We start from the raw sequence: 16,627 nt of genomic DNA, 5'->3' as shown, positions 1-16,627 counted from the left end.
CAACGCCCTCCCACAGGTTTTCACAGCGCCTATCGAGCGGCCGACACCCGCCACACCTTATTCCCGACATCATCGGCCACCAGCAAATCGCCTTGCCGATCAATCACCACGCCCACCGGCCGGCCCATGGCTTTCTCATCTTTATCGAGGAAGCCGGTCAGTACATCCAGCGGTTGCCCTTTAGGCTGGCCGCCCTCGAATGGCACGAAGATCACTTTGTAGCCGCTGTGGGGTTTGCGGTTCCACGAGCCGTGCTGGCCGATAAAGGCGCCGTTGCTGTAGGCGGCTGGCAACTTGCTGCCGTCGGCGAAGGTCAGGCCCAAAGAGGCGGTATGTGGCCCTACCGCGTAATCCGGGGCGATGGCCTTGGCCACCAGGTCCGGGTTCTGCGGCGTGACGCGTTCGTCCACGTGCTGGCCGTAGTAGCTGAAAGGCCAGCCATAGAAAGCGCCGTCCTTGACCGAGGTGATGTAGTCCGGCACCAGGTCGCTGCCAATTTCGTCGCGCTCATTCACTGCGGTCCACAACTTGCCGCTCTGGGGTTCCCACGCCATGCCGTTGGGGTTGCGCAAGCCTGAGGCGAAGAGGCGGTGCTGGCCGCTGGCGCGGTCGACTTCCCAGATCGCGGCGCGGCCCTGTTCGGCCTCCAGGCCGTTTTCGCCGACGTTGCTGTTGGAGCCCACACTCACATACAACTGGTTGCCATCCTTGCTGGCCACCACGTTTTTCGTCCAATGGTGATTCAGCGGGCCGCCCGGCAGGTCCACGACTTTAGTGCCGGCTTGCTTGATCGCGGTTTCACCTGGCTGGTAGGGGAAACGCAGCAGTTTGTCCGAGTCGGCCACGTACAAGTCATTGCCCACCAGCGTCATGCCGAACGGCGAATTGAGGTTCTCCAGGAACACCGTACGGGTTTCGGCCACGCCGTCGTGGTCGGCATCGCGCAGCAGGGTGATGCGGTTCGGGCTGGGTACACCGGCGCCTGCGCGACTCATGACTTTTTCCATTACCCAGCCACGCACACCCTTCGAATCGTCCGGCTTGGGCGGTGCATTGGTTTCAGCTACCAGCACGTCGCCATTGGGCAATACGTACAGCCAGCGCGGGTGGTCCAGGCCTTCGGCAAAAGCACTCACCTGCAGGCCGGGTGCTGCGGTGGGCTGGACGCCCTCGGGCCAGCCGATGGCAGGGGCGATATTGACGGTGGGGATCAGCGTCTTGTTCGGTTCCGGCAGCTTAGGCGATGGCCCGGTGCCGTCGCTGATCTGCAACGTGGAGCTTTCGCCACAGGCGGCAAGAGTGCCGGCGAGCATGATCAGTAAGGCGAGTCTGGTTTTATGCATGGTGTTCTCCTTGATACCTGTAGGGATAGAGGAGGGCGCGGGTACGATGGTTCAAGTACAAGGCCGGCTTTAATTGACGCTCCACCCCCAACCCACTAACCTTCGCGGCTTGTTTCAGGTGCTCTGTGACCCAGGGGTCGACGGAGTGAAACAGGGAAGCCGGTGAGTGAGCGCACTTAGACACAGTGCTGCCGCAATTCCGGCGCTGCCCCCGCAACGGTAAATGAGTCAAGACGCTGCCTTTGGCCACTGTATCGCATGCGATATGGGAAGGCGCAGCGTGGGTCCGCTCCTGGTTCGCCAGGGTACGGCCACTTATGAGCCCGGAGACCGGCCTGGACCATTCAACAGCATCACGGTGGGCGATGCTTGGCTGTCTGATTGTGTTTTTTCCTGCCCGCCGTTTTTGTCCAGCCCCAACGGAGAGCTGCCATGACCGATTCCCCCGACCGCGACGAACGCCACCTGGCGCGCATGCTGCGCAAAAAAGCCGTGATCGACGAGCGCATCGCCAATTCCCCCAATCAGTGCGGTTTGCTGCTGGTACTGACCGGCAATGGCAAAGGCAAGAGCAGCTCGGCCTTCGGCATGCTGGCCCGGGCCATGGGCCACGGCATGCAATGCGGCGTGGTGCAGTTCATCAAGGGCCGCCACAGCACAGGCGAAGAGTTGTTCTTCCGACGCTTCCCCGAACAAGTGCGCTTTCACGTCATGGGCGAAGGCTTCACCTGGGAAACCCAGGACCGCCAACGCGACATCGCCGCCGCCGAGGCCGCTTGGGCCGTGTCCCGCGCGATGCTGCAAGACCCTGCCATCGGCCTGGTGGTGCTGGACGAACTGAACATCGCCCTCAAGCACGGTTATCTCGACCTGGACCAAGTGCTCAGCGACCTGCAAGCCCGCCCTCCGATGCAGCACGTGGTGGTCACCGGCCGTGGCGCCAAGCCCGAAATGATCGAGATGGGCGACACCGTCACCGAAATGGGCATGCTCAAACATGCCTTCCAGGCCGGTATCAAGGCACAGAAAGGCGTCGAACTTTGAATCAGCCCCGTCATTGCCCGGCGGTTCTGATCGCCGCACCGGCGTCCGGCCAGGGCAAAACCACGGTCACCGCCGCGCTGGCCCGTTTGCATCGCAACCTGGGGCGCAAGGTGCGCGTGTTCAAATGCGGCCCGGACTTCCTGGACCCGATGATCCACGAGCGCGCCAGCGGTGCGCCGGTGTACCAATTGGACATGTGGATGGTGGGCGAGCAGGAAAGTCGCCGTCTGCTGTGGGAAGCCGCCGGCGAGGCCGACTTGATCCTGATCGAAGGCGTGATGGGCCTGTTCGACGGCACACCTTCGAGCGCCGACCTGGCCCGGCATTTCGGCGTGCCGGTGCTGGGTGTGATCGACGGCACCGCCATGGCCCAGACCTTCGGCGCCCTGGCCCTGGGCCTGGCGCGCTACCAGCCGGACCTGCCGTTCGCCGGGGTGCTGGCCAACCGTGTCGGCACCCTGCGCCATGCGCAACTGCTCGAAGGCAGCCTTACCGAAGGCCTGCGCTGGTACGGCGCGCTGTCCCGCGAAACCGGGATCGAGCTGCCCAGCCGTCACCTGGGGCTGGTGCAGGCCAGCGAACTGAATGACCTCGACCTGCGCCTGGACGCTGCCGCCCAAGCCCTGGGCAGCAGTTGCGAAGTCGCGGTGCCGCCGCCGGTCACTTTCGCCGCGCCGACGATCGTGGAAGCCGAGCCGTTGCTGGCCGGTGTGCGCATCGCCGTGGCCCGCGACGAAGCTTTCGCGTTTACCTACGGCGCCAGCCTCGACCTCCTACGGGCGATGGGCGCCGAGTTGCACTTCTTCTCGCCGATCCACGACCGCGCACTGCCCGACGCCGACAGTCTCTACCTACCCGGCGGTTACCCGGAGCTGCATCATCAGGCCCTGGCGCAAAACACCCCGATGCTGGCCGCGATCCGCGCCCACCATGCGGCCGGCAAACCGTTGCTCGCCGAGTGCGGCGGCATGTTATATCTGCTGGACTCGCTCACCGATGTCGACGGCAATCGAGCCGAACTGGTCGGCCTGCTGCAGGGCGATGCGGTGATGCAGAAAAAACTCGCCGCCCTGGCCCTGCAAAGCGTCGAATTGCCCGAAGGCGTACTGCGTGGCCATACCTACCATCATTCCCTGACCAGCACGGAGTGGCAGCCGATTGCCCGTGGCCAAAGCCCGAATGGTGGGCGCGGTGCCGAGGCAGTCTTCCGACAGGGGCGGATGACTGCCTCTTACGTACACTTCTATTTCCCGTCGAATCCGACGGCGGTCGCCGCCTTGTTTGCCCCGGACCTGGCTGAAACCCCCTCCACTGTGGGAGGGGGCTTGCCCCCGATAGGGTCATGACCGACAACGCTTTCCCCCAGGCCGACCGCGACGCCGTCTACCGCGCCATCGCTGAGCGCCGCGACATGCGCCACTTCACCGGTGGCACCGTCGCTCCCCAATTGCTGCAGCGCCTGCTCCAGGCCGCGCACCAGGCGCCGAGTGTCGGCCTGATGCAGCCGTGGCGTTTTATCCGCATCAGCGACCGCGTGTTGCGTGGGCAGATTCAACAATTGGTGGAGGAAGAACGCGTGCGCACCGCCGAAGCGCTCGGCGAGCGTTCTGACGAGTTCATGCAGCTCAAGGTCGAAGGCATCCACGACTGCGCCGAAGTCCTGGTGGCGGCGCTGATGGAGGATCGTGAGCGGCATATCTTCGGTCGCCGCACCTTGCCGGAAATGGACATGGCTTCCCTGTCCTGTGCGATCCAGAACCTGTGGCTGGCGGCCCGCGTCGAAGGGCTGGGCATGGGCTGGGTCTCGTTGTTCGAGCCCCAGGCCCTGGCGGATCTTTTGGGGCTGCCCGCCGGTGCCAAGCCGCTTGCGGTGTTATGCCTGGGCCCGGTGGCCGAGTTTTACCCAGCACCGATGTTGCAGCTCGAAGGCTGGGCCGAGCCTCGACCGCTGAGTGACATGTTGTATGAAAATACGTGGGGAGTGAGTCGATGAGTGTGGCTTTGCTGTGTGTCGCCGCCGTGGCGTTGGATGCGCTGTTGGGCGAGCCCAGGCGTTGGCATCCGCTGGTGGCGTTCGGCAATTTTGCCGGGCGCATCGAGCAGCGTTTCAACAGCGGCGGGCGCGGCTGGCGCAGCCATGGGGTCACCGCCTGGGTGATCGTGGTGGTGCCGCTGACCCTGCTGGCCACGGCGTTGTCGTGGGCGCCTTATATCGGTTGGGTGCTGGAGATCCTCGCGCTGTACTGCGCCCTCGGCATGCGCAGCCTGGGCGAGCATGTGCTGCCCGTGGCCCAGGCGCTGCGCAGCGATGACCTGGCAGAAGCGCGCACGCGTGTGAGTTATCTGGTCAGCCGCCAGACCAGCGAACTGGACAGCACCGAAGTGGCCCGCGCCGCTACCGAGTCGGTACTCGAGAACGGCAGCGATGCCGTATTTGCCGCACTGTTCTGGTTTGTGGTGGCCGGGGTGCCTGGCGTGGTGCTGTACCGACTGAGCAACACCCTGGATGCCATGTGGGGCTATCGCAACGAACGCTTCGAACGGTTCGGCTGGGCGGCGGCAAAAATCGATGACGTGCTCAACTATATTCCGGCACGCCTGGTGGCGTTGACCTACGCCGTGCTCGGCAAAACCGGTCTGGCGCTCAAATGCTGGCGCACCCAGGGCCCGACCTGGGACAGCCCCAACGCCGGCCCGGTGATGGCGGCAGGCGCCGGTGCATTGGGCGTCGAGTTGGGCGGTGCAGCGATTTATCACGGCCAACTGCACCAACGCCCGCCACTGGGCGAAGGCCCGGCAGCGGACGCCGACGCCATCGAGCGGGGCTGGCAACTGGTGCAGCGCGGCGTATGGTTGTGGCTGCTGATCCTATGCGCGGGGGCGCAATTTTATGCTTGAACATGGCGGTCGACTGCGTAAGGCATCCATTCAATACGGGATCGCTGAAGCCAATTGGCTGGACTTGTCCAGCGGCCTCGCGCCCTGGCCCTGGCCGATCCCCGAAATCCCGCTGCGCGCCTGGGCACGCCTGCCGGAAACCGACGATGGTTTGGAGCAGGCCGCCAGCGCGTACTACGGCGCGGCCCACCTGTTGCCGGTGCCCGGTTCCCAGGCGGCGATCCAGTTGCTGCCGCGTCTGCGCCGGGCCGGCAAGGTCGGGGTGGTGTCGCCGTGCTACGCCGAACACGCTGAGGCCTGGCGTCGCGCCGGTTACGTGGTGCGCGAGGTGCAGGAGCAGGAAGTCGACTTTTTCCTCGACGGTCTCGATGTGCTGGTGGTGGTCAACCCCAACAACCCCACCGGCCTGAGCCTGAGCCCGCAACGCCTGTTGGATTGGCACGCGCGCCTGGCCCAGCGTGGTGGTTGGCTGGTGGTGGACGAAGCGTTCATGGATGTGACGCCGCACTTGAGCCTGGCCGGTCAAACCCATCTTGTCGGTTTGATCGTGCTGCGTTCGTTCGGCAAATTCTTCGGCCTGGCCGGCGTGCGACTGGGCTTTGTGCTGGCCGAGCGCAAGTTGCTCAAGTTGCTCGCCGAGCAGGTCGGGCCATGGGCGGTCAGCGGCCCTACGCGGGTGGTGGGGCAAACCTGCCTGCGCGACACAGAAGGGCAGGCACGCCAGCGCGCGCGCTGCCTGGAGGCCGGCCAGCGCTTGTACGCATTGCTTGAACAACAGGGGTTCGAGCCCCACGGCGGCTGCGCGTTGTTCCAGTGGCTGATTACCCCGCATGCCGAGCGCATGCATGAATTCATGGCCCAGCGCGGCATCCTGCTGCGCTTGTTTGTTCACAACAGCAGCTTGCGCTTCGGCCTGCCCGACACCGAGGCCGACTGGCTGCGCCTCGATGAGGCCCTGGCTGCCTACAAGGCCCTTCCATGAGTACGCTGATGGTGCAAGGCACCACCTCCGACGCCGGCAAAAGCACGCTGGTGACTGCGCTGTGCCGCTGGCTGATCCGCCAGGGCGTCGCCGTCGCCCCGTTCAAACCGCAGAACATGGCGCTCAACAGCGCCGTAACCGCCGAGGGCGGCGAGATCGGCCGCGCCCAGGCCGTGCAGGCCCAGGCCGCGCGCCTGGCGCCCCACACCGACATGAACCCGGTGCTGCTCAAACCCAACAGCGATACCGGTTCTCAAGTGATCATCCATGGCCGTGCCGTCACGACCATGAACGCCGTGGCCTATCACGATTACAAAGCCATTGCCATGCAGGCCGTACTCGCCTCCCACGCGCGACTCAGCGCGGCTTACCCGGTGGTGATGGTGGAGGGCGCGGGCTCCCCGGCGGAGATCAACCTGCGCGCCAATGACATCGCCAACATGGGTTTCGCCGAAGCGGTGGACTGCCCGGTGCTGCTGATTGCCGATATCAACCGTGGCGGCGTGTTCGCGCACCTGGTGGGCACCCTGCAATTGCTCTCGCCCAGCGAACAGGCGCGGGTCAAGGGCTTTATCATCAACCGTTTTCGCGGCGACATCGCACTGTTGCAGCCCGGCCTCGACTGGCTGGAGGCGCACACCGGCAAACCGGTGGTCGGCGTCCTGCCCTATGTAATGGATCTGCACCTGGAAGCCGAGGACGGCATCGATCGGCGCCAGATCGACAAGGCCGCCCAGGTGCTCAAAGTAGTCGTGCCGGTGCTGCCGCGCATCAGCAACCATACCGATTTCGACCCACTGCGCCTGCACCCCCAGGTGGACCTGCAATTTATCGGCCCTGGCCAACCGATCCCGGCCGCCGACCTGATCATCCTGCCGGGCTCCAAAAGCGTGCGCGCCGACCTCGCCTACCTGCGCACCAATGGCTGGGACAATGCCGTGGCGCGACACTTGCGCTACGGCGGCAAGGTGCTGGGCATCTGCGGCGGGCTGCAGATGCTCGGCGAGCAGGTGCATGACCCGCTGGGCCTGGAAGGGCCGCCCGGTTCCAGCGCCGGCCTGGGGCTGCTGGCGTTCAGCACCACCCTGGAAGAGGACAAGCAGTTGCGCAACGTGCGCGGGCGCTTGCTGCTGGAAGATGCCGAGGTCAACGGTTATGAGATCCATGCCGGGGTGACGTCCGGCGAAGCCCTGGCAAGCCCCGCCGTGCGCTTGGACGACGGCCGCCATGATGGCGCACGCAGTGCCGACGGGCAGATCCTCGGCACCTACCTGCATGGCTTGTTCGAAACGCCGGCCGCTTGCGGCGCGTTGCTGCGCTGGGCCGGGCTGGCGCAGGTGCAGGCGGTGGATTATCACGCCCTGCGCGAGCGCGATATCGAGCGCCTGGCGGATCTGGTGGAGCAGCATTTGGATACCGATTTATTGCGCACCCTGTGTGGAGTGGCCCCATGCACCAACTGATCCTCGGCGGCGCCCGCTCCGGCAAAAGTCGCCTGGCGGAAACGCTCGCCACCGACAGCGCGTTGCCGGTTATCTATATCGCCACCAGTCAACCGCGGGACGGCGAAATGAACGCACGGGTGGCCTTGCATCGCCAGCGGCGTCCGGCGCACTGGGGCCTGATCGAAGAACCGATCGAGCTGTCGCGGGTGCTGCGCGAAAATGCCGCCACCGACCGCTGTCTGCTGGTGGATTGCCTGACCCTGTGGCTGACCAACCTGCTGATGCTCGAAGACTCCGAGCGCCTGGCGCTGGAACGCGACCACTTGCTTGAAACCCTGGCCACGCTGCCGGGGGAGATTATTTTTGTCAGCAACGAGACCGGTCTGGGTGTCGTGCCGCTGGGCGAATTGACTCGCCGCTACGTGGATGAAGCCGGTTGGCTGCATCAAGCCTTGGCCGAGCGGTGTCAGCGCGTGGTGCTGACGGTCGCCGGACTGCCCCTGACATTGAAAGGTATTGCGTTATGACTGACACCTGGTGGCTGGATCCCTGTAAGGCAGTCGACACCATCGCGTATGAAAACGCCTTGGCACGCCAGCAGCAATTGACCAAGCCCGCCGGCTCTCTCGGCCAGCTCGAAGCGGTGGCGGTGCAATTGGCCGGCCTGCAAGGCCAGGTCAAGCCGGTGGTGGATCAGCTGTGGATCGCAATCTTTGCCGGCGACCACGGCGTGGTAGCCGAGGGCGTGTCGGCGTTTCCCCAGGCGGTGACCGCACAAATGCTGCACAACTTTGTCAGCGGCGGCGCAGCCATCAGCGTATTGGCGCGGCAACTGCAGGCACGGTTGGAGGTGGTCGACCTGGGCACGGTGACACCCGCGCTGGACCTGCCGGGTGTGCGTCACCTGAATATCGGCGCGGGTACGGCCAATTTCGTCGACGGCCCGGCGATGAGCGTCGCTCAGGGGCGGTTGGCGTTGCAGGCCGGACGTGACAGCGCGCAGCGCGCGTTGGAACATGGCACGCAGCTGTTTATCGGCGGCGAAATGGGCATCGGCAACACCACGGCGGCCAGCGCGCTGGCGTGTGCCTTGCTCGATTGCCGAGTCAGCGACCTGGCCGGGCCGGGCACTGGCTTGAATGCCCAGGGCGTCAGTCACAAGGTAGCGGTGATTGAACGCGCGTTGGCACGGCATGCTGCCGAGCGCGGCGATGTGTTGCAGACGCTGTTCAACCTCGGCGGCTTTGAAATCGCCGCGTTGGTGGGCGCTTATCTCGCCTGTGCCCAGGCCGGTATCGCCGTGCTGGTGGACGGGTTCATCTGCAGCGTCGCCGCACTGGTGGCCACGCGCTTGAATCCGGCCTGCCGCCCATGGCTGCTGTTTGGCCACCGCGGCGCCGAGCCAGGCCACCGCCATGTGCTGCAACACTTGGACGCGCAACCGCTGCTGGACATGGGCCTGCGCCTGGGCGAAGGCAGCGGCGCGGCACTGGCGGTGCCGTTGTTGCGCCTGGCCTGCGCACTGCACGGGCAAATGGCGACCTTCGCCGAAGCCGCCGTGGCGGATCGCCCCGCATGACCTTGCATCTGGACCTGCTGCGCCACGGTGAAACCGAACTGGGCGGCGGCCTGCGTGGCAGCCTGGACGACGCACTCACCGCCAACGGCTGGGCACAGATGCGCGCCGCCGTAGCGCAGCAGGGGCCCTGGGATCGTTTGATCAGTTCACCCCTGCAACGCTGCGCACGGTTTGCCGACGAGCTGGGGGCCCGGCTCAACCTGCCCGTGAGTCTGGAAAAGGACCTGCAGGAATTGCACTTCGGCGCGTGGGAAGGGCAGAGTGCCGCCGCACTGATGCAAACCGATGCCGACGGGCTCGGACGGTTCTGGGCCGACCCGTACAGCTTCACGCCGCCCGAGGGTGAAGCGGTTGAGGATTTTTCCCAGCGGGTTCTGGGTGCGGTCGCACGGCTGCATCGCGCGTATGCCGGTGAGCGCGTCCTGTTGATCAGTCATGGCGGGGTGATGCGTCTGCTGCTGGCGCGCGCACGAGGCCTGCCCCGTGAGCACCTGCTGAATGTCGAAGTCGGTCACGGTGGGTTGTTCAGCCTGCGTGTCGCGGCCGATGGCGTGTTGCGCGAAGGAGACTGACGATGTCGCCGTTCTGGATTGCCCTGCAGTTTCTGAGCAGCCTGCCGATTCGCCTGCCAGGCATGCCGCAGCCCCAGGAAATGGGACGTTCGCTGTTGTTTTACCCGGTGGTCGGTGGGTTGTTCGGTGTGCTGTTATGGGGGCTGAGCAACGCATTGGCGAGCGCGCCGTTGCTGCTGCACGCGGCGCTGCTGCTGACTGCCTGGGTGCTGCTCAGCGGCGCCCTGCACCTGGACGGCCTGGCGGACAGCGCCGATGCCTGGCTGGGTGGCTTCGGCGATCGCGAGCGCACCCTCACCATCATGAAGGACCCGCGCAGCGGGCCGATTGCCGTGGTCACGCTGGGCCTGGTGCTGCTGCTCAAGTTCGCTGCGCTGGTGGCCTTGATCGAACAGCACAATACCGTCGCATTGATTCTGGCGCCGCTGATTGGCCGGGCGTCGATGCTCGCGTTATTCCTGACCACGCGGTATGTGCGTGCCGGCGGATTAGGCCAGGCATTGTCAGAGCATTTACCGAGGGCTGTCGGCCAACTGGTGCTGGTCCTCAGCGGCCTGGCCTGTGTGCTGATCGGCGGGTTCAGCGGCGCAATTGCCGTACTGCTGGCCGCCCTAGGGTTTGTGGCGCTGCGTCAGTTGATGGTCAGGCGCCTCGGCGGCACCACGGGCGACACCGCCGGCGCGTTACTGGAGCTGCTGGAAGTCGTCGTGCTGGTCGGCCTGGCGCTGTAACACTTTCTTGCATTTGTAGAATCGCGGGTATATACACGTTCCATGCTTGCCTCCCAATGTTTATGCACCAACCTGCGACGCGCCGCCCGTGGCGTCAGCAGGCACTACGACGGCGCTCTCGACGGCTTCGGGATCAACGTTGCCCAGTATTCTCTGCTGTGCAATCTGCAGCGTCTGGATCAACCCAGTATCTCCAGTCTGGCCGATGCGATGGGCCTGGATCGCAGTACGCTCGGCCGCAACCTGCGGGTGCTCGAAGGGGCAGGGTTAGTGCAATTGGTGGAGGGCGACGACCTGCGTAATCGCCTGGTGCAGTTGACGGCAGCCGGTGAAGCACGCCTGGCCGCCGCACTGCCGGCATGGGAAGCGGCGCAGCAGAAGTTGATCGATAAACTGGGCGCGCAAAAACGCGAGACCCTGTTGGCCTTGCTGGACGAACTCGCCTGAGCGCGGGTTTGTTCGATGACAAGCGGGTATATACCCGCGTACGGAGAATAAGAAATGACCTCGATGTGGCGCACCAGTGGCTGGGTTCTTGTGGGGAGTGCGCTGATCCTGGCGCTGTCGTTGGGCGTGCGTCACGGATTCGGCCTGTTTCTCGCGCCGATGAGTTCCGAGTTCGGTTGGGGCCGTGAAACGTTTGCGTTCGCCATTGCCTTGCAAAACCTGATCTGGGGCCTGGCGCAGCCGTTCACCGGTGCCCTGGCCGACCGTTTCGGCGCGACCAGGGCCGTGTTCGTCGGTGGGGTCTTGTACGCCGCTGGCCTGGTGTTGATGGGCATGTCCGATTCGGCGTGGTCGCTGTCGCTGAGCGCAGGCCTGCTGATCGGGATTGGCCTGTCAGGCACCTCGTTCTCGGTGATCCTGGGCGTGGTGGGCCGCGCCGTGGCGCCGGAGAAGCGCAGCATGGCCATGGGCATCGCCAGCGCAGCCGGGTCTTTTGGTCAGTTCGCCATGGTCCCGGGTACCTTGGGCCTGATCAGCTGGTTGGGCTGGTCGGCCGCGCTGTTGGCGCTGGGCTTGATGGTGGCGCTGATTCTGCCGCTGGTCGGCATGCTCAAGGATCGGCCGCTGCCGGTCACGGCCGGCCAGCAGACCCTGGCTGAGGCGCTCAAGGAAGCCTGCTCCCACTCCGGTTTCTGGCTGCTGGCCTTCGGTTTTTTTGTCTGTGGTTTCCAGGTGGTGTTTATCGGGGTGCACCTGCCGGCCTACCTGGTGGACCAGCACCTGCCGGCCACGGTCGGCACCACGGTGTTGGCGCTGATTGGGCTGTTCAATATCTTCGGCACCTACACCGCCGGCTGGCTTGGCGGGCGCATGTCCAAGCCGCGCCTGCTGACGGCTTTGTACCTGCTGCGGGCGGTGGTGATCGTGCTGTTTCTGTGGGCGCCGGTCACAGAGCTCTCGGCTTACCTGTTCGGCATGGCCATGGGCTTTTTGTGGCTGTCCACCGTGCCGCTGACCAACGGCACGGTCGCGACGCTGTTTGGTGTACGAAACCTGTCCATGCTCGGCGGGATCGTGTTCCTGTTTCACCAGCTCGGTTCATTCCTCGGCGGCTGGTTGGGCGGGGTGGTCTATGATCGAACCGGCAACTACGATTTGATCTGGCAGATGGCGATTCTATTGAGCCTGCTCGCCGCGGCCTTGAACTGGCCGGTGCGCGAGCGTCCGGTGGCGCGCTTGCAGGCGCAGATGGAGGCGGCATGAGTTCAACCTGGTATTGGCTCGGCGGCGCAGCAGCCACGGCGCTGTTGCTGGCGCTGGCCTGGTGGGGCTGGCAGCGCGGCGGCCTGGCGTTGATGCAACTGGGCATGTCGATCTGTTAAGTTCGATCCCTGAATTCTTAAAAGGACATTTCCCATGCAGATGCGCTGGCTTGCAGTACCCGTGCTGATGGCTGCCTTTGGCGGCATAGCGTTGGCAGCCGACTGTCCACCCTTGCTGGAAGGCCAATTGCCCAAGTTGCGCGCCAAGGAGTCCATCGACCTGTGCCAGCGCTTTGCCGGCAAGCCGCTGGTGATCGTCAACACCGCGAGCTTCTGTGGGTTCGCCCCGCAATTCAAAGGTCTTGAGGCGTTGTACCAGCGTTACAAGGATCAGGGCCTGGAGGTGATTGGCGTGCCTTCCGATGACTTCAAGCAGGAAGCCAAGACGGGTGAAGAGACGGCTAAGGTCTGCTACGTCAATTACGGCGTGACCTTCACCATGACTGAACCGCAGAAGGTCAAGGGCCCGGACGCGGTGCACTTGTTCAAGGTGCTGGCACAGCAGAGTAATGCACCGAAATGGAATTTCTATAAATACGTAATCGACCGACAGGGCAAGGTGATCGCCGATTTTTCCAGCCTGACCAAGCCGGACAGCCCGGATCTGATCGAGGCGGTGGAGAAAGCACTGGCTTCCAAACCCTGATCGACACCCATTGAAAAGCCCCGCCTCCTTTGCAGGAGAGCGGGGCTTTTTTACGCCTCGGTGAAATCAGAAGCGATAGGTCATGCCCAGGCCAAAACCATTGGCGCTGTTTTCGTACTTGGCGTTGTAGCTGGCCAGTTGGTTGGAGCGCGCAACCTTGACGTCTTCTTCCTTCAGGTAGGAGTAGGCCACGTCGATCGTCATGTTCGGCATGACTTCATAGCCCAGGCCCAGGCTGAAGATAGTACGGTCACCGGTAGGAATACGCGGCGAACGATCAGTGTTGTTGGTCGGCGATTGGTCGAACGTCAGGCCGGTACGCAGTACCACCTGCTTGGTCAACTGATACGAAGTACCCACGGCGTAGGCCCAGGTATCGTGCCAGTTCTGTTCTTCCTTGATGGTGCTGACCAGGGACGGGGCGAGCAGGCCGCCGCTCGCGCCACCGACAACGCCTTCGTTCTTGACCGTAATGTCCTTCAGGCGGCTCCAGCGGGTCCAGGTTGCACCGGCGTAGAGTTTCCAGGCATCGGTCAGGTCTTGAGTGACCGACAGGTCGTAGGACTCAGGCGTATCGATCTTCAGGGAGGCGTCATAACGGTTGCTGCGCAACAGGCCCGAAGTCACGGTAGGTGCGCTTACCTCGGTGTGGCCGTCCAGCTTGTAGCTGACCTTGGAGTGATAGGTCAGACCCACTCGCGTGGTATCGGTGGCTTGTACCAGCACGCCGACGTTAAAGCCCAGCGCGGTGTCGTCACCTTTGATCTTGATGTTGGTATCGGGCGCCGCCGGGTTGAACGACAGGTCCGATTCCAGGGTACCGGCGATGCGGTTGATGGTCGGGCCAAAACCTACCGAGACGCGATCATTGAAGGCGTAGCTGACGGTAGGTTGCAGGGTGATAACCTTGACTTCGCTGTTGCTGCCGAAGCTGCGGCCCTGGAAGCCTCTTTCGTAGTCGGTCACCAGGCCGAACGGGGCGTATACGCCAAAACCGACAGCCCACTGATCATTGAGTTTATTGGTGTAGAAACCGAAAGGCACGGCGGTGAAAGGCACCATGTCGCCTTTGTTGCTGCCGCGGGAACGGCCGCTGACATCGCTGATATCGGTGGAGGCATCAATGGCTGCTACGCCGCCGGTGATTTGCTGGCCATTCAGGCGCGCCATACCGGCAGGGTTGCCGTACACAGTGCTTGCGTCATCGGCAGAAGAAGAGCGACCTGCGAAACCCGTACCCATCCCGCTGACGCTCTGTTCGTTGAGTGCGAAACCGCTTGCAAACAGGTGGGAGGATGCCATGGCAACGGCGAGGCTAAGTGTGGTCTTGAGCATTACTTTTTTCATTATTAGAACTCCGTGGTGATCACCGCTGCGGAAAGTATCAATAAATTTAACATCGCGCTATAGGCTGTAATGCAGGAGATAGAGCGGTTTTGTAGGACAATCCGACCAAAATCGGCAGTTTTTGGCGAATCTTGCAAATTGCCCGGTCAGCAGCTCACGTGATTCTTGGGCGAAACACAGGTTTGCCACGCTTGGCTGAAATCTCGTAGCCTTCCTTGAGGGTGAAAAATTTCTTTCCAGATACGCGCCATGCCTAACACATCGCCGGTCGCCGGCAGGGTGACGGTGTGCTGTTCCACCAGTAACCAGGCGATGGCCGTGGCGTAACGCAGGTTCACCGTGAGCTCAAGCTGAGGCGCGCTGAGGAATGCATGTTGGCTGGCCAGGCCGCGCACCAGGCTGGCACGTTCAGGATCGAGCGCCAGGTAATTGTCCCAGAGGGCGCAATGGCGCGGTTTGGTGATGCCATACAGGCCGTGGCCGCGGCGTTCGTGCAGCGCCGAGCCCAGCTCCGACTGGCTGGCGGCGATGCCCAGCAGCAGGGACTCTGCCGTGGGGCTGTGCTGGCCGAGGTAGGTCAGCGTTGGCCGGATCACATAACGACACAATTCACTGGCCGCGATACCCATAGACGCCTCAATCGTGAAAAGGGTAGGCGAGTCCTGAGAGAGTCGGGCTTGGCAGCGGTGGATCGGATCTCAGGCTCGCCGTAAGCGGATCATGCCGCTTGAGTTGAAGTGTAGTGTCATATTTATGATGTAAAGGATTGTTTTTAAAACGTCTTATCCATTCAGTTATAGCGTTTATATCTATTTGTACTTAGGCGCTGGGGCTGTGAAGTAAATTTTTGGCAATAAAAAACCCTGTGTTTCAAACAGGGTTTTTTGTGCTTCGGCGACTCGGGTCGATCAGGCAACCAGTGCCTGGCGGGTACGCTCGATCACAGCCTGCAGCGGTTCCGCGCTGGAGTATTGATCGGGGTACAGGCGTTCGCTGTGACGCGCGATGCCGTGTTCGTTGACCAGCGTGAAGCTGAAGCAGCCTTTGCGAGCGGCCATGATCAGGCAGTTCATTGGGGCAAAAGCATTGGTGAGGGTGCGAATGGCATCCTGAGTATGGATTTGAGTGGACATATTATTGGTGTTCCTACAAATGACACGGTTAAGAACCGTGCAACGTTAAAACGTTCCAGTGACGTTGATCACCATTGATCAAACGAAGAACCCGACTGGAACAAAGCAGCCAGTTTGAAGCGCTATTCAATAGGCGCGCTTGGGCTGGCAGGTAGGTACTTAGGAGGGCAGGCAACACAACAGGGGCAAAGGTTCTGGGCCCGGGGTGAAGATCCTGATCAATTTGCAGGTTGGTTCGGTCAGAGTACTGGACTTCGCGACACCCTTTGCTTGTTCAAAGGCCGTGTCGTCGCAAGTGATACCTGGAAACCATCGAGGTGGTCGATCCCATGTTGTTCAAGGGAGTTGTTCGACCAGAATTGACTTTCAGCTTGGTACTAACGGGGCGGATAGTAACGGATTGAAACAGCTAAGGGAAGTGTGTTAGCCAAAAAGTTTACATCAGCCGCCGAGCAGGCCGCGATAGACCAGCACCGTCGCGGCCGCCGCCAGGGAACAGCCAAGCCCGTAGGCGGCAAGCGTCAGGCGCAGCGACTGGCCGGTTTCGACGGCTTTGAGCACATCGCTCATGTCGTTGATGCGGCCTTCACCCAGTTCGATGCACAGACTAATGGCGGTGAACGCAGCTGACAGCAGGATCGCAATGGCGAACAAGGCGCCGTCCGGGGGAGGCAGCGCAGCATTGATCCCAAGGGAAACGCCGCAGATGGCCAGCAGTAGCACCGCGAACACCAGCATTCCCTTCATCGAGCCATTCCCCATTGCGTTGCAGGTCGCGCAGTGTGGCCAGCCTGCAATGATTTGAAAAGTCCTTGCAGGACCTGCCGGTAACATTTTTGCACGGGTCGCTTCAAAAAAGGCCCCGTTTATAACCGCGGGATGTGTACTTGTGCACATTAGTTGTGTCGCGTGTAACCAAGCGGACGTTCGCTGCAACGCCCCGCCATTTGCCTGCAATGGAAATTTAAGTCAATGAAAAATCTGGCTTTTTTTTATTGGTGAAAAAATCGTCAGTTTGACTGCGGGCCACGTTCCATGGGGCTTTGCGAGGGTTCGAAGAGGGTTGTCCACTGAGTTATCCACAGCTTCTGTGGATTGTCCCAAGCGCTTGCTCTAGAACGGGCGTGCAGGGTTTTTT

Annotated in this window: 19 protein-coding genes and 1 riboswitch; of the genes, 14 read left to right on the top strand and 5 right to left on the bottom strand. The window is 62.8% G+C overall.

All coding sequences use genetic code 11. The features are described from left to right. Positions 1 to 29: 29 nt before the first annotated feature. Positions 30 to 1,343, bottom strand: a complete 1,314-nt coding sequence (locus QRN10_RS05425) for a PQQ-dependent sugar dehydrogenase (protein ID WP_285427969.1) — start codon at positions 1,341 to 1,343, stop codon at positions 30 to 32. Positions 1,344 to 1,442: 99 nt separating this feature from the next. Then, positions 1,443 to 1,696: riboswitch (cobalamin riboswitch) on the top strand. Positions 1,697 to 1,775: 79 nt separating this feature from the next. Between QRN10_RS05425 and cobO the strand changes: the two genes are divergently transcribed. Genes cobO through QRN10_RS05355 form a run of 14 tightly spaced genes read left to right on the top strand, consistent with a single transcriptional unit; the run spans position 1,776 to position 13,009 of the window. Then, positions 1,776 to 2,387 carry a cob(I)yrinic acid a,c-diamide adenosyltransferase gene (gene cobO, locus QRN10_RS05420; protein WP_181075938.1) on the top strand — a complete coding sequence of 204 codons (612 nt, stop codon included), beginning with the start codon at positions 1,776 to 1,778 and terminating at the stop codon, positions 2,385 to 2,387. Beyond that, complete coding sequence (locus QRN10_RS05415; RefSeq protein WP_181075936.1) at positions 2,384 to 3,733, top strand: cobyrinic acid a,c-diamide synthase CobB; 1,350 nt, start codon at positions 2,384 to 2,386, stop codon at positions 3,731 to 3,733. Before cobO ends, QRN10_RS05415 begins: the two co-directional genes overlap by 4 nt. Further along, on the top strand, positions 3,730 to 4,380 hold the full coding sequence (gene bluB / locus QRN10_RS05410) for a 5,6-dimethylbenzimidazole synthase (RefSeq protein ID WP_181075934.1): 651 nt from the start codon (positions 3,730 to 3,732) through the stop codon (positions 4,378 to 4,380). Before QRN10_RS05415 ends, bluB begins: the two co-directional genes overlap by 4 nt. Further along, the gene (cbiB, locus tag QRN10_RS05405) at positions 4,377 to 5,285 is read left to right on the top strand and encodes an adenosylcobinamide-phosphate synthase CbiB (protein ID WP_181075932.1); all 909 of its coding nucleotides are present in this window, start codon (positions 4,377 to 4,379) and stop codon (positions 5,283 to 5,285) included. The genes bluB and cbiB overlap by 4 nt, the downstream gene beginning before the upstream one ends. Next, a complete protein-coding gene (cobD, locus tag QRN10_RS05400) occupies positions 5,278 to 6,267 on the top strand; it encodes a threonine-phosphate decarboxylase CobD (RefSeq protein WP_285427968.1) in 990 nt (329 codons plus the stop codon). Before cbiB ends, cobD begins: the two co-directional genes overlap by 8 nt. Then, a complete protein-coding gene (locus QRN10_RS05395; protein WP_285427967.1) occupies positions 6,264 to 7,730 on the top strand; it encodes a cobyric acid synthase in 1,467 nt (488 codons plus the stop codon). The genes cobD and QRN10_RS05395 overlap by 4 nt, the downstream gene beginning before the upstream one ends. After that, positions 7,718 to 8,239, top strand: coding sequence for a bifunctional adenosylcobinamide kinase/adenosylcobinamide-phosphate guanylyltransferase (gene cobU / locus QRN10_RS05390; RefSeq protein WP_285427966.1), 522 nt, complete (start codon positions 7,718 to 7,720; stop codon positions 8,237 to 8,239). Before QRN10_RS05395 ends, cobU begins: the two co-directional genes overlap by 13 nt. Continuing rightward, positions 8,236 to 9,291: a nicotinate-nucleotide--dimethylbenzimidazole phosphoribosyltransferase gene (cobT, locus tag QRN10_RS05385; RefSeq protein ID WP_285427965.1), complete on the top strand. Its 1,056-nt coding sequence runs from the start codon at positions 8,236 to 8,238 to the stop codon at positions 9,289 to 9,291. Before cobU ends, cobT begins: the two co-directional genes overlap by 4 nt. Beyond that, positions 9,288 to 9,863 (top strand): alpha-ribazole phosphatase family protein, encoded by a 576-nt coding sequence (cobC, locus tag QRN10_RS05380; protein WP_253508786.1) that lies wholly within the window; start codon positions 9,288 to 9,290, stop codon positions 9,861 to 9,863. Before cobT ends, cobC begins: the two co-directional genes overlap by 4 nt. A 2-nt stretch (positions 9,864 to 9,865) precedes the next feature. Continuing rightward, positions 9,866 to 10,594, top strand: a complete 729-nt coding sequence (locus tag QRN10_RS05375; protein WP_285427964.1) for an adenosylcobinamide-GDP ribazoletransferase — start codon at positions 9,866 to 9,868, stop codon at positions 10,592 to 10,594. Positions 10,595 to 10,636: 42 nt separating this feature from the next. Continuing rightward, complete coding sequence (locus QRN10_RS05370; RefSeq protein ID WP_285427963.1) at positions 10,637 to 11,041, top strand: MarR family winged helix-turn-helix transcriptional regulator; 405 nt, start codon at positions 10,637 to 10,639, stop codon at positions 11,039 to 11,041. Between the two features lie 54 nt (positions 11,042 to 11,095). Continuing rightward, on the top strand, positions 11,096 to 12,304 hold the full coding sequence (locus QRN10_RS05365) for an MFS transporter (RefSeq protein WP_409567520.1): 1,209 nt from the start codon (positions 11,096 to 11,098) through the stop codon (positions 12,302 to 12,304). Further along, entirely contained in the window at positions 12,301 to 12,423 is a 123-nt protein-coding gene (locus QRN10_RS05360; protein WP_259743746.1) for a hypothetical protein, read from the top strand. Before QRN10_RS05365 ends, QRN10_RS05360 begins: the two co-directional genes overlap by 4 nt. Before the next feature lie 34 nt (positions 12,424 to 12,457). After that, complete coding sequence (locus QRN10_RS05355) at positions 12,458 to 13,009, top strand: glutathione peroxidase (RefSeq protein WP_181075916.1); 552 nt, start codon at positions 12,458 to 12,460, stop codon at positions 13,007 to 13,009. A 66-nt stretch (positions 13,010 to 13,075) separates the two neighbouring features. Here QRN10_RS05355 and QRN10_RS05350 read toward each other — a convergent pair whose 3' ends face one another. From QRN10_RS05350 to QRN10_RS05335, 4 genes are all read right to left on the bottom strand, one after another. Continuing rightward, positions 13,076 to 14,356 carry an OmpP1/FadL family transporter gene (locus tag QRN10_RS05350; protein ID WP_181075914.1) on the bottom strand — a complete coding sequence of 427 codons (1,281 nt, stop codon included), beginning with the start codon at positions 14,354 to 14,356 and terminating at the stop codon, positions 13,076 to 13,078. A gap of 146 nt (positions 14,357 to 14,502) precedes the next feature. Continuing rightward, a complete protein-coding gene (locus QRN10_RS05345; RefSeq protein ID WP_181075913.1) occupies positions 14,503 to 14,985 on the bottom strand; it encodes a hypothetical protein in 483 nt (160 codons plus the stop codon). Positions 14,986 to 15,264: 279 nt separating this feature from the next. Then, positions 15,265 to 15,489 carry a hypothetical protein gene (locus QRN10_RS05340; protein ID WP_007898912.1) on the bottom strand — a complete coding sequence of 75 codons (225 nt, stop codon included), beginning with the start codon at positions 15,487 to 15,489 and terminating at the stop codon, positions 15,265 to 15,267. A gap of 441 nt (positions 15,490 to 15,930) precedes the next feature. Next, positions 15,931 to 16,236, bottom strand: coding sequence for a hypothetical protein (locus tag QRN10_RS05335; RefSeq protein WP_181075910.1), 306 nt, complete (start codon positions 16,234 to 16,236; stop codon positions 15,931 to 15,933). Positions 16,237 to 16,627: the final 391 nt, after the last annotated feature.

Origin of the sequence: Pseudomonas sp. lyk4-R2A-8 (assembly GCF_030209095.1) — a bacterium.
GTDB lineage: Bacteria > Pseudomonadota > Gammaproteobacteria > Pseudomonadales > Pseudomonadaceae > Aquipseudomonas > Aquipseudomonas quebecensis.
Note: the sequence above shows the minus strand (reverse complement) of the source record. Positions and strands in the feature narration are given on the sequence as shown.

Bases quoted from the DNA above. Each gene is read 5' to 3' on its own strand.
- QRN10_RS05425 (WP_285427969.1), bottom strand. From the start codon at position 1,343: ATGCATAAAACCAGACTCGCCTTACTGATCATGCTCGCCGGCACTCTT.
- cobO (WP_181075938.1), top strand. From the start codon at position 1,776: ATGACCGATTCCCCCGACCGCGACGAACGCCACCTGGCGCGCATGCTG.
- bluB (WP_181075934.1), top strand. From the start codon at position 3,730: ATGACCGACAACGCTTTCCCCCAGGCCGACCGCGACGCCGTCTACCGC.
- cbiB (WP_181075932.1), top strand. From the start codon at position 4,377: ATGAGTGTGGCTTTGCTGTGTGTCGCCGCCGTGGCGTTGGATGCGCTG.
- cobD (WP_285427968.1), top strand. From the start codon at position 5,278: ATGCTTGAACATGGCGGTCGACTGCGTAAGGCATCCATTCAATACGGG.
- QRN10_RS05395 (WP_285427967.1), top strand. From the start codon at position 6,264: ATGAGTACGCTGATGGTGCAAGGCACCACCTCCGACGCCGGCAAAAGC.
- cobU (WP_285427966.1), top strand. From the start codon at position 7,718: ATGCACCAACTGATCCTCGGCGGCGCCCGCTCCGGCAAAAGTCGCCTG.
- cobT (WP_285427965.1), top strand. From the start codon at position 8,236: ATGACTGACACCTGGTGGCTGGATCCCTGTAAGGCAGTCGACACCATC.
- cobC (WP_253508786.1), top strand. From the start codon at position 9,288: ATGACCTTGCATCTGGACCTGCTGCGCCACGGTGAAACCGAACTGGGC.
- QRN10_RS05375 (WP_285427964.1), top strand. From the start codon at position 9,866: ATGTCGCCGTTCTGGATTGCCCTGCAGTTTCTGAGCAGCCTGCCGATT.
- QRN10_RS05370 (WP_285427963.1), top strand. From the start codon at position 10,637: ATGCTTGCCTCCCAATGTTTATGCACCAACCTGCGACGCGCCGCCCGT.
- QRN10_RS05365 (WP_409567520.1), top strand. From the start codon at position 11,096: ATGACCTCGATGTGGCGCACCAGTGGCTGGGTTCTTGTGGGGAGTGCG.
- QRN10_RS05360 (WP_259743746.1), top strand. From the start codon at position 12,301: ATGAGTTCAACCTGGTATTGGCTCGGCGGCGCAGCAGCCACGGCGCTG.
- QRN10_RS05355 (WP_181075916.1), top strand. From the start codon at position 12,458: ATGCAGATGCGCTGGCTTGCAGTACCCGTGCTGATGGCTGCCTTTGGC.
- QRN10_RS05350 (WP_181075914.1), bottom strand. From the start codon at position 14,356: ATGAAAAAAGTAATGCTCAAGACCACACTTAGCCTCGCCGTTGCCATG.
- QRN10_RS05345 (WP_181075913.1), bottom strand. From the start codon at position 14,985: ATGGGTATCGCGGCCAGTGAATTGTGTCGTTATGTGATCCGGCCAACG.
- QRN10_RS05340 (WP_007898912.1), bottom strand. From the start codon at position 15,489: ATGTCCACTCAAATCCATACTCAGGATGCCATTCGCACCCTCACCAAT.
- QRN10_RS05335 (WP_181075910.1), bottom strand. From the start codon at position 16,236: ATGAAGGGAATGCTGGTGTTCGCGGTGCTACTGCTGGCCATCTGCGGC.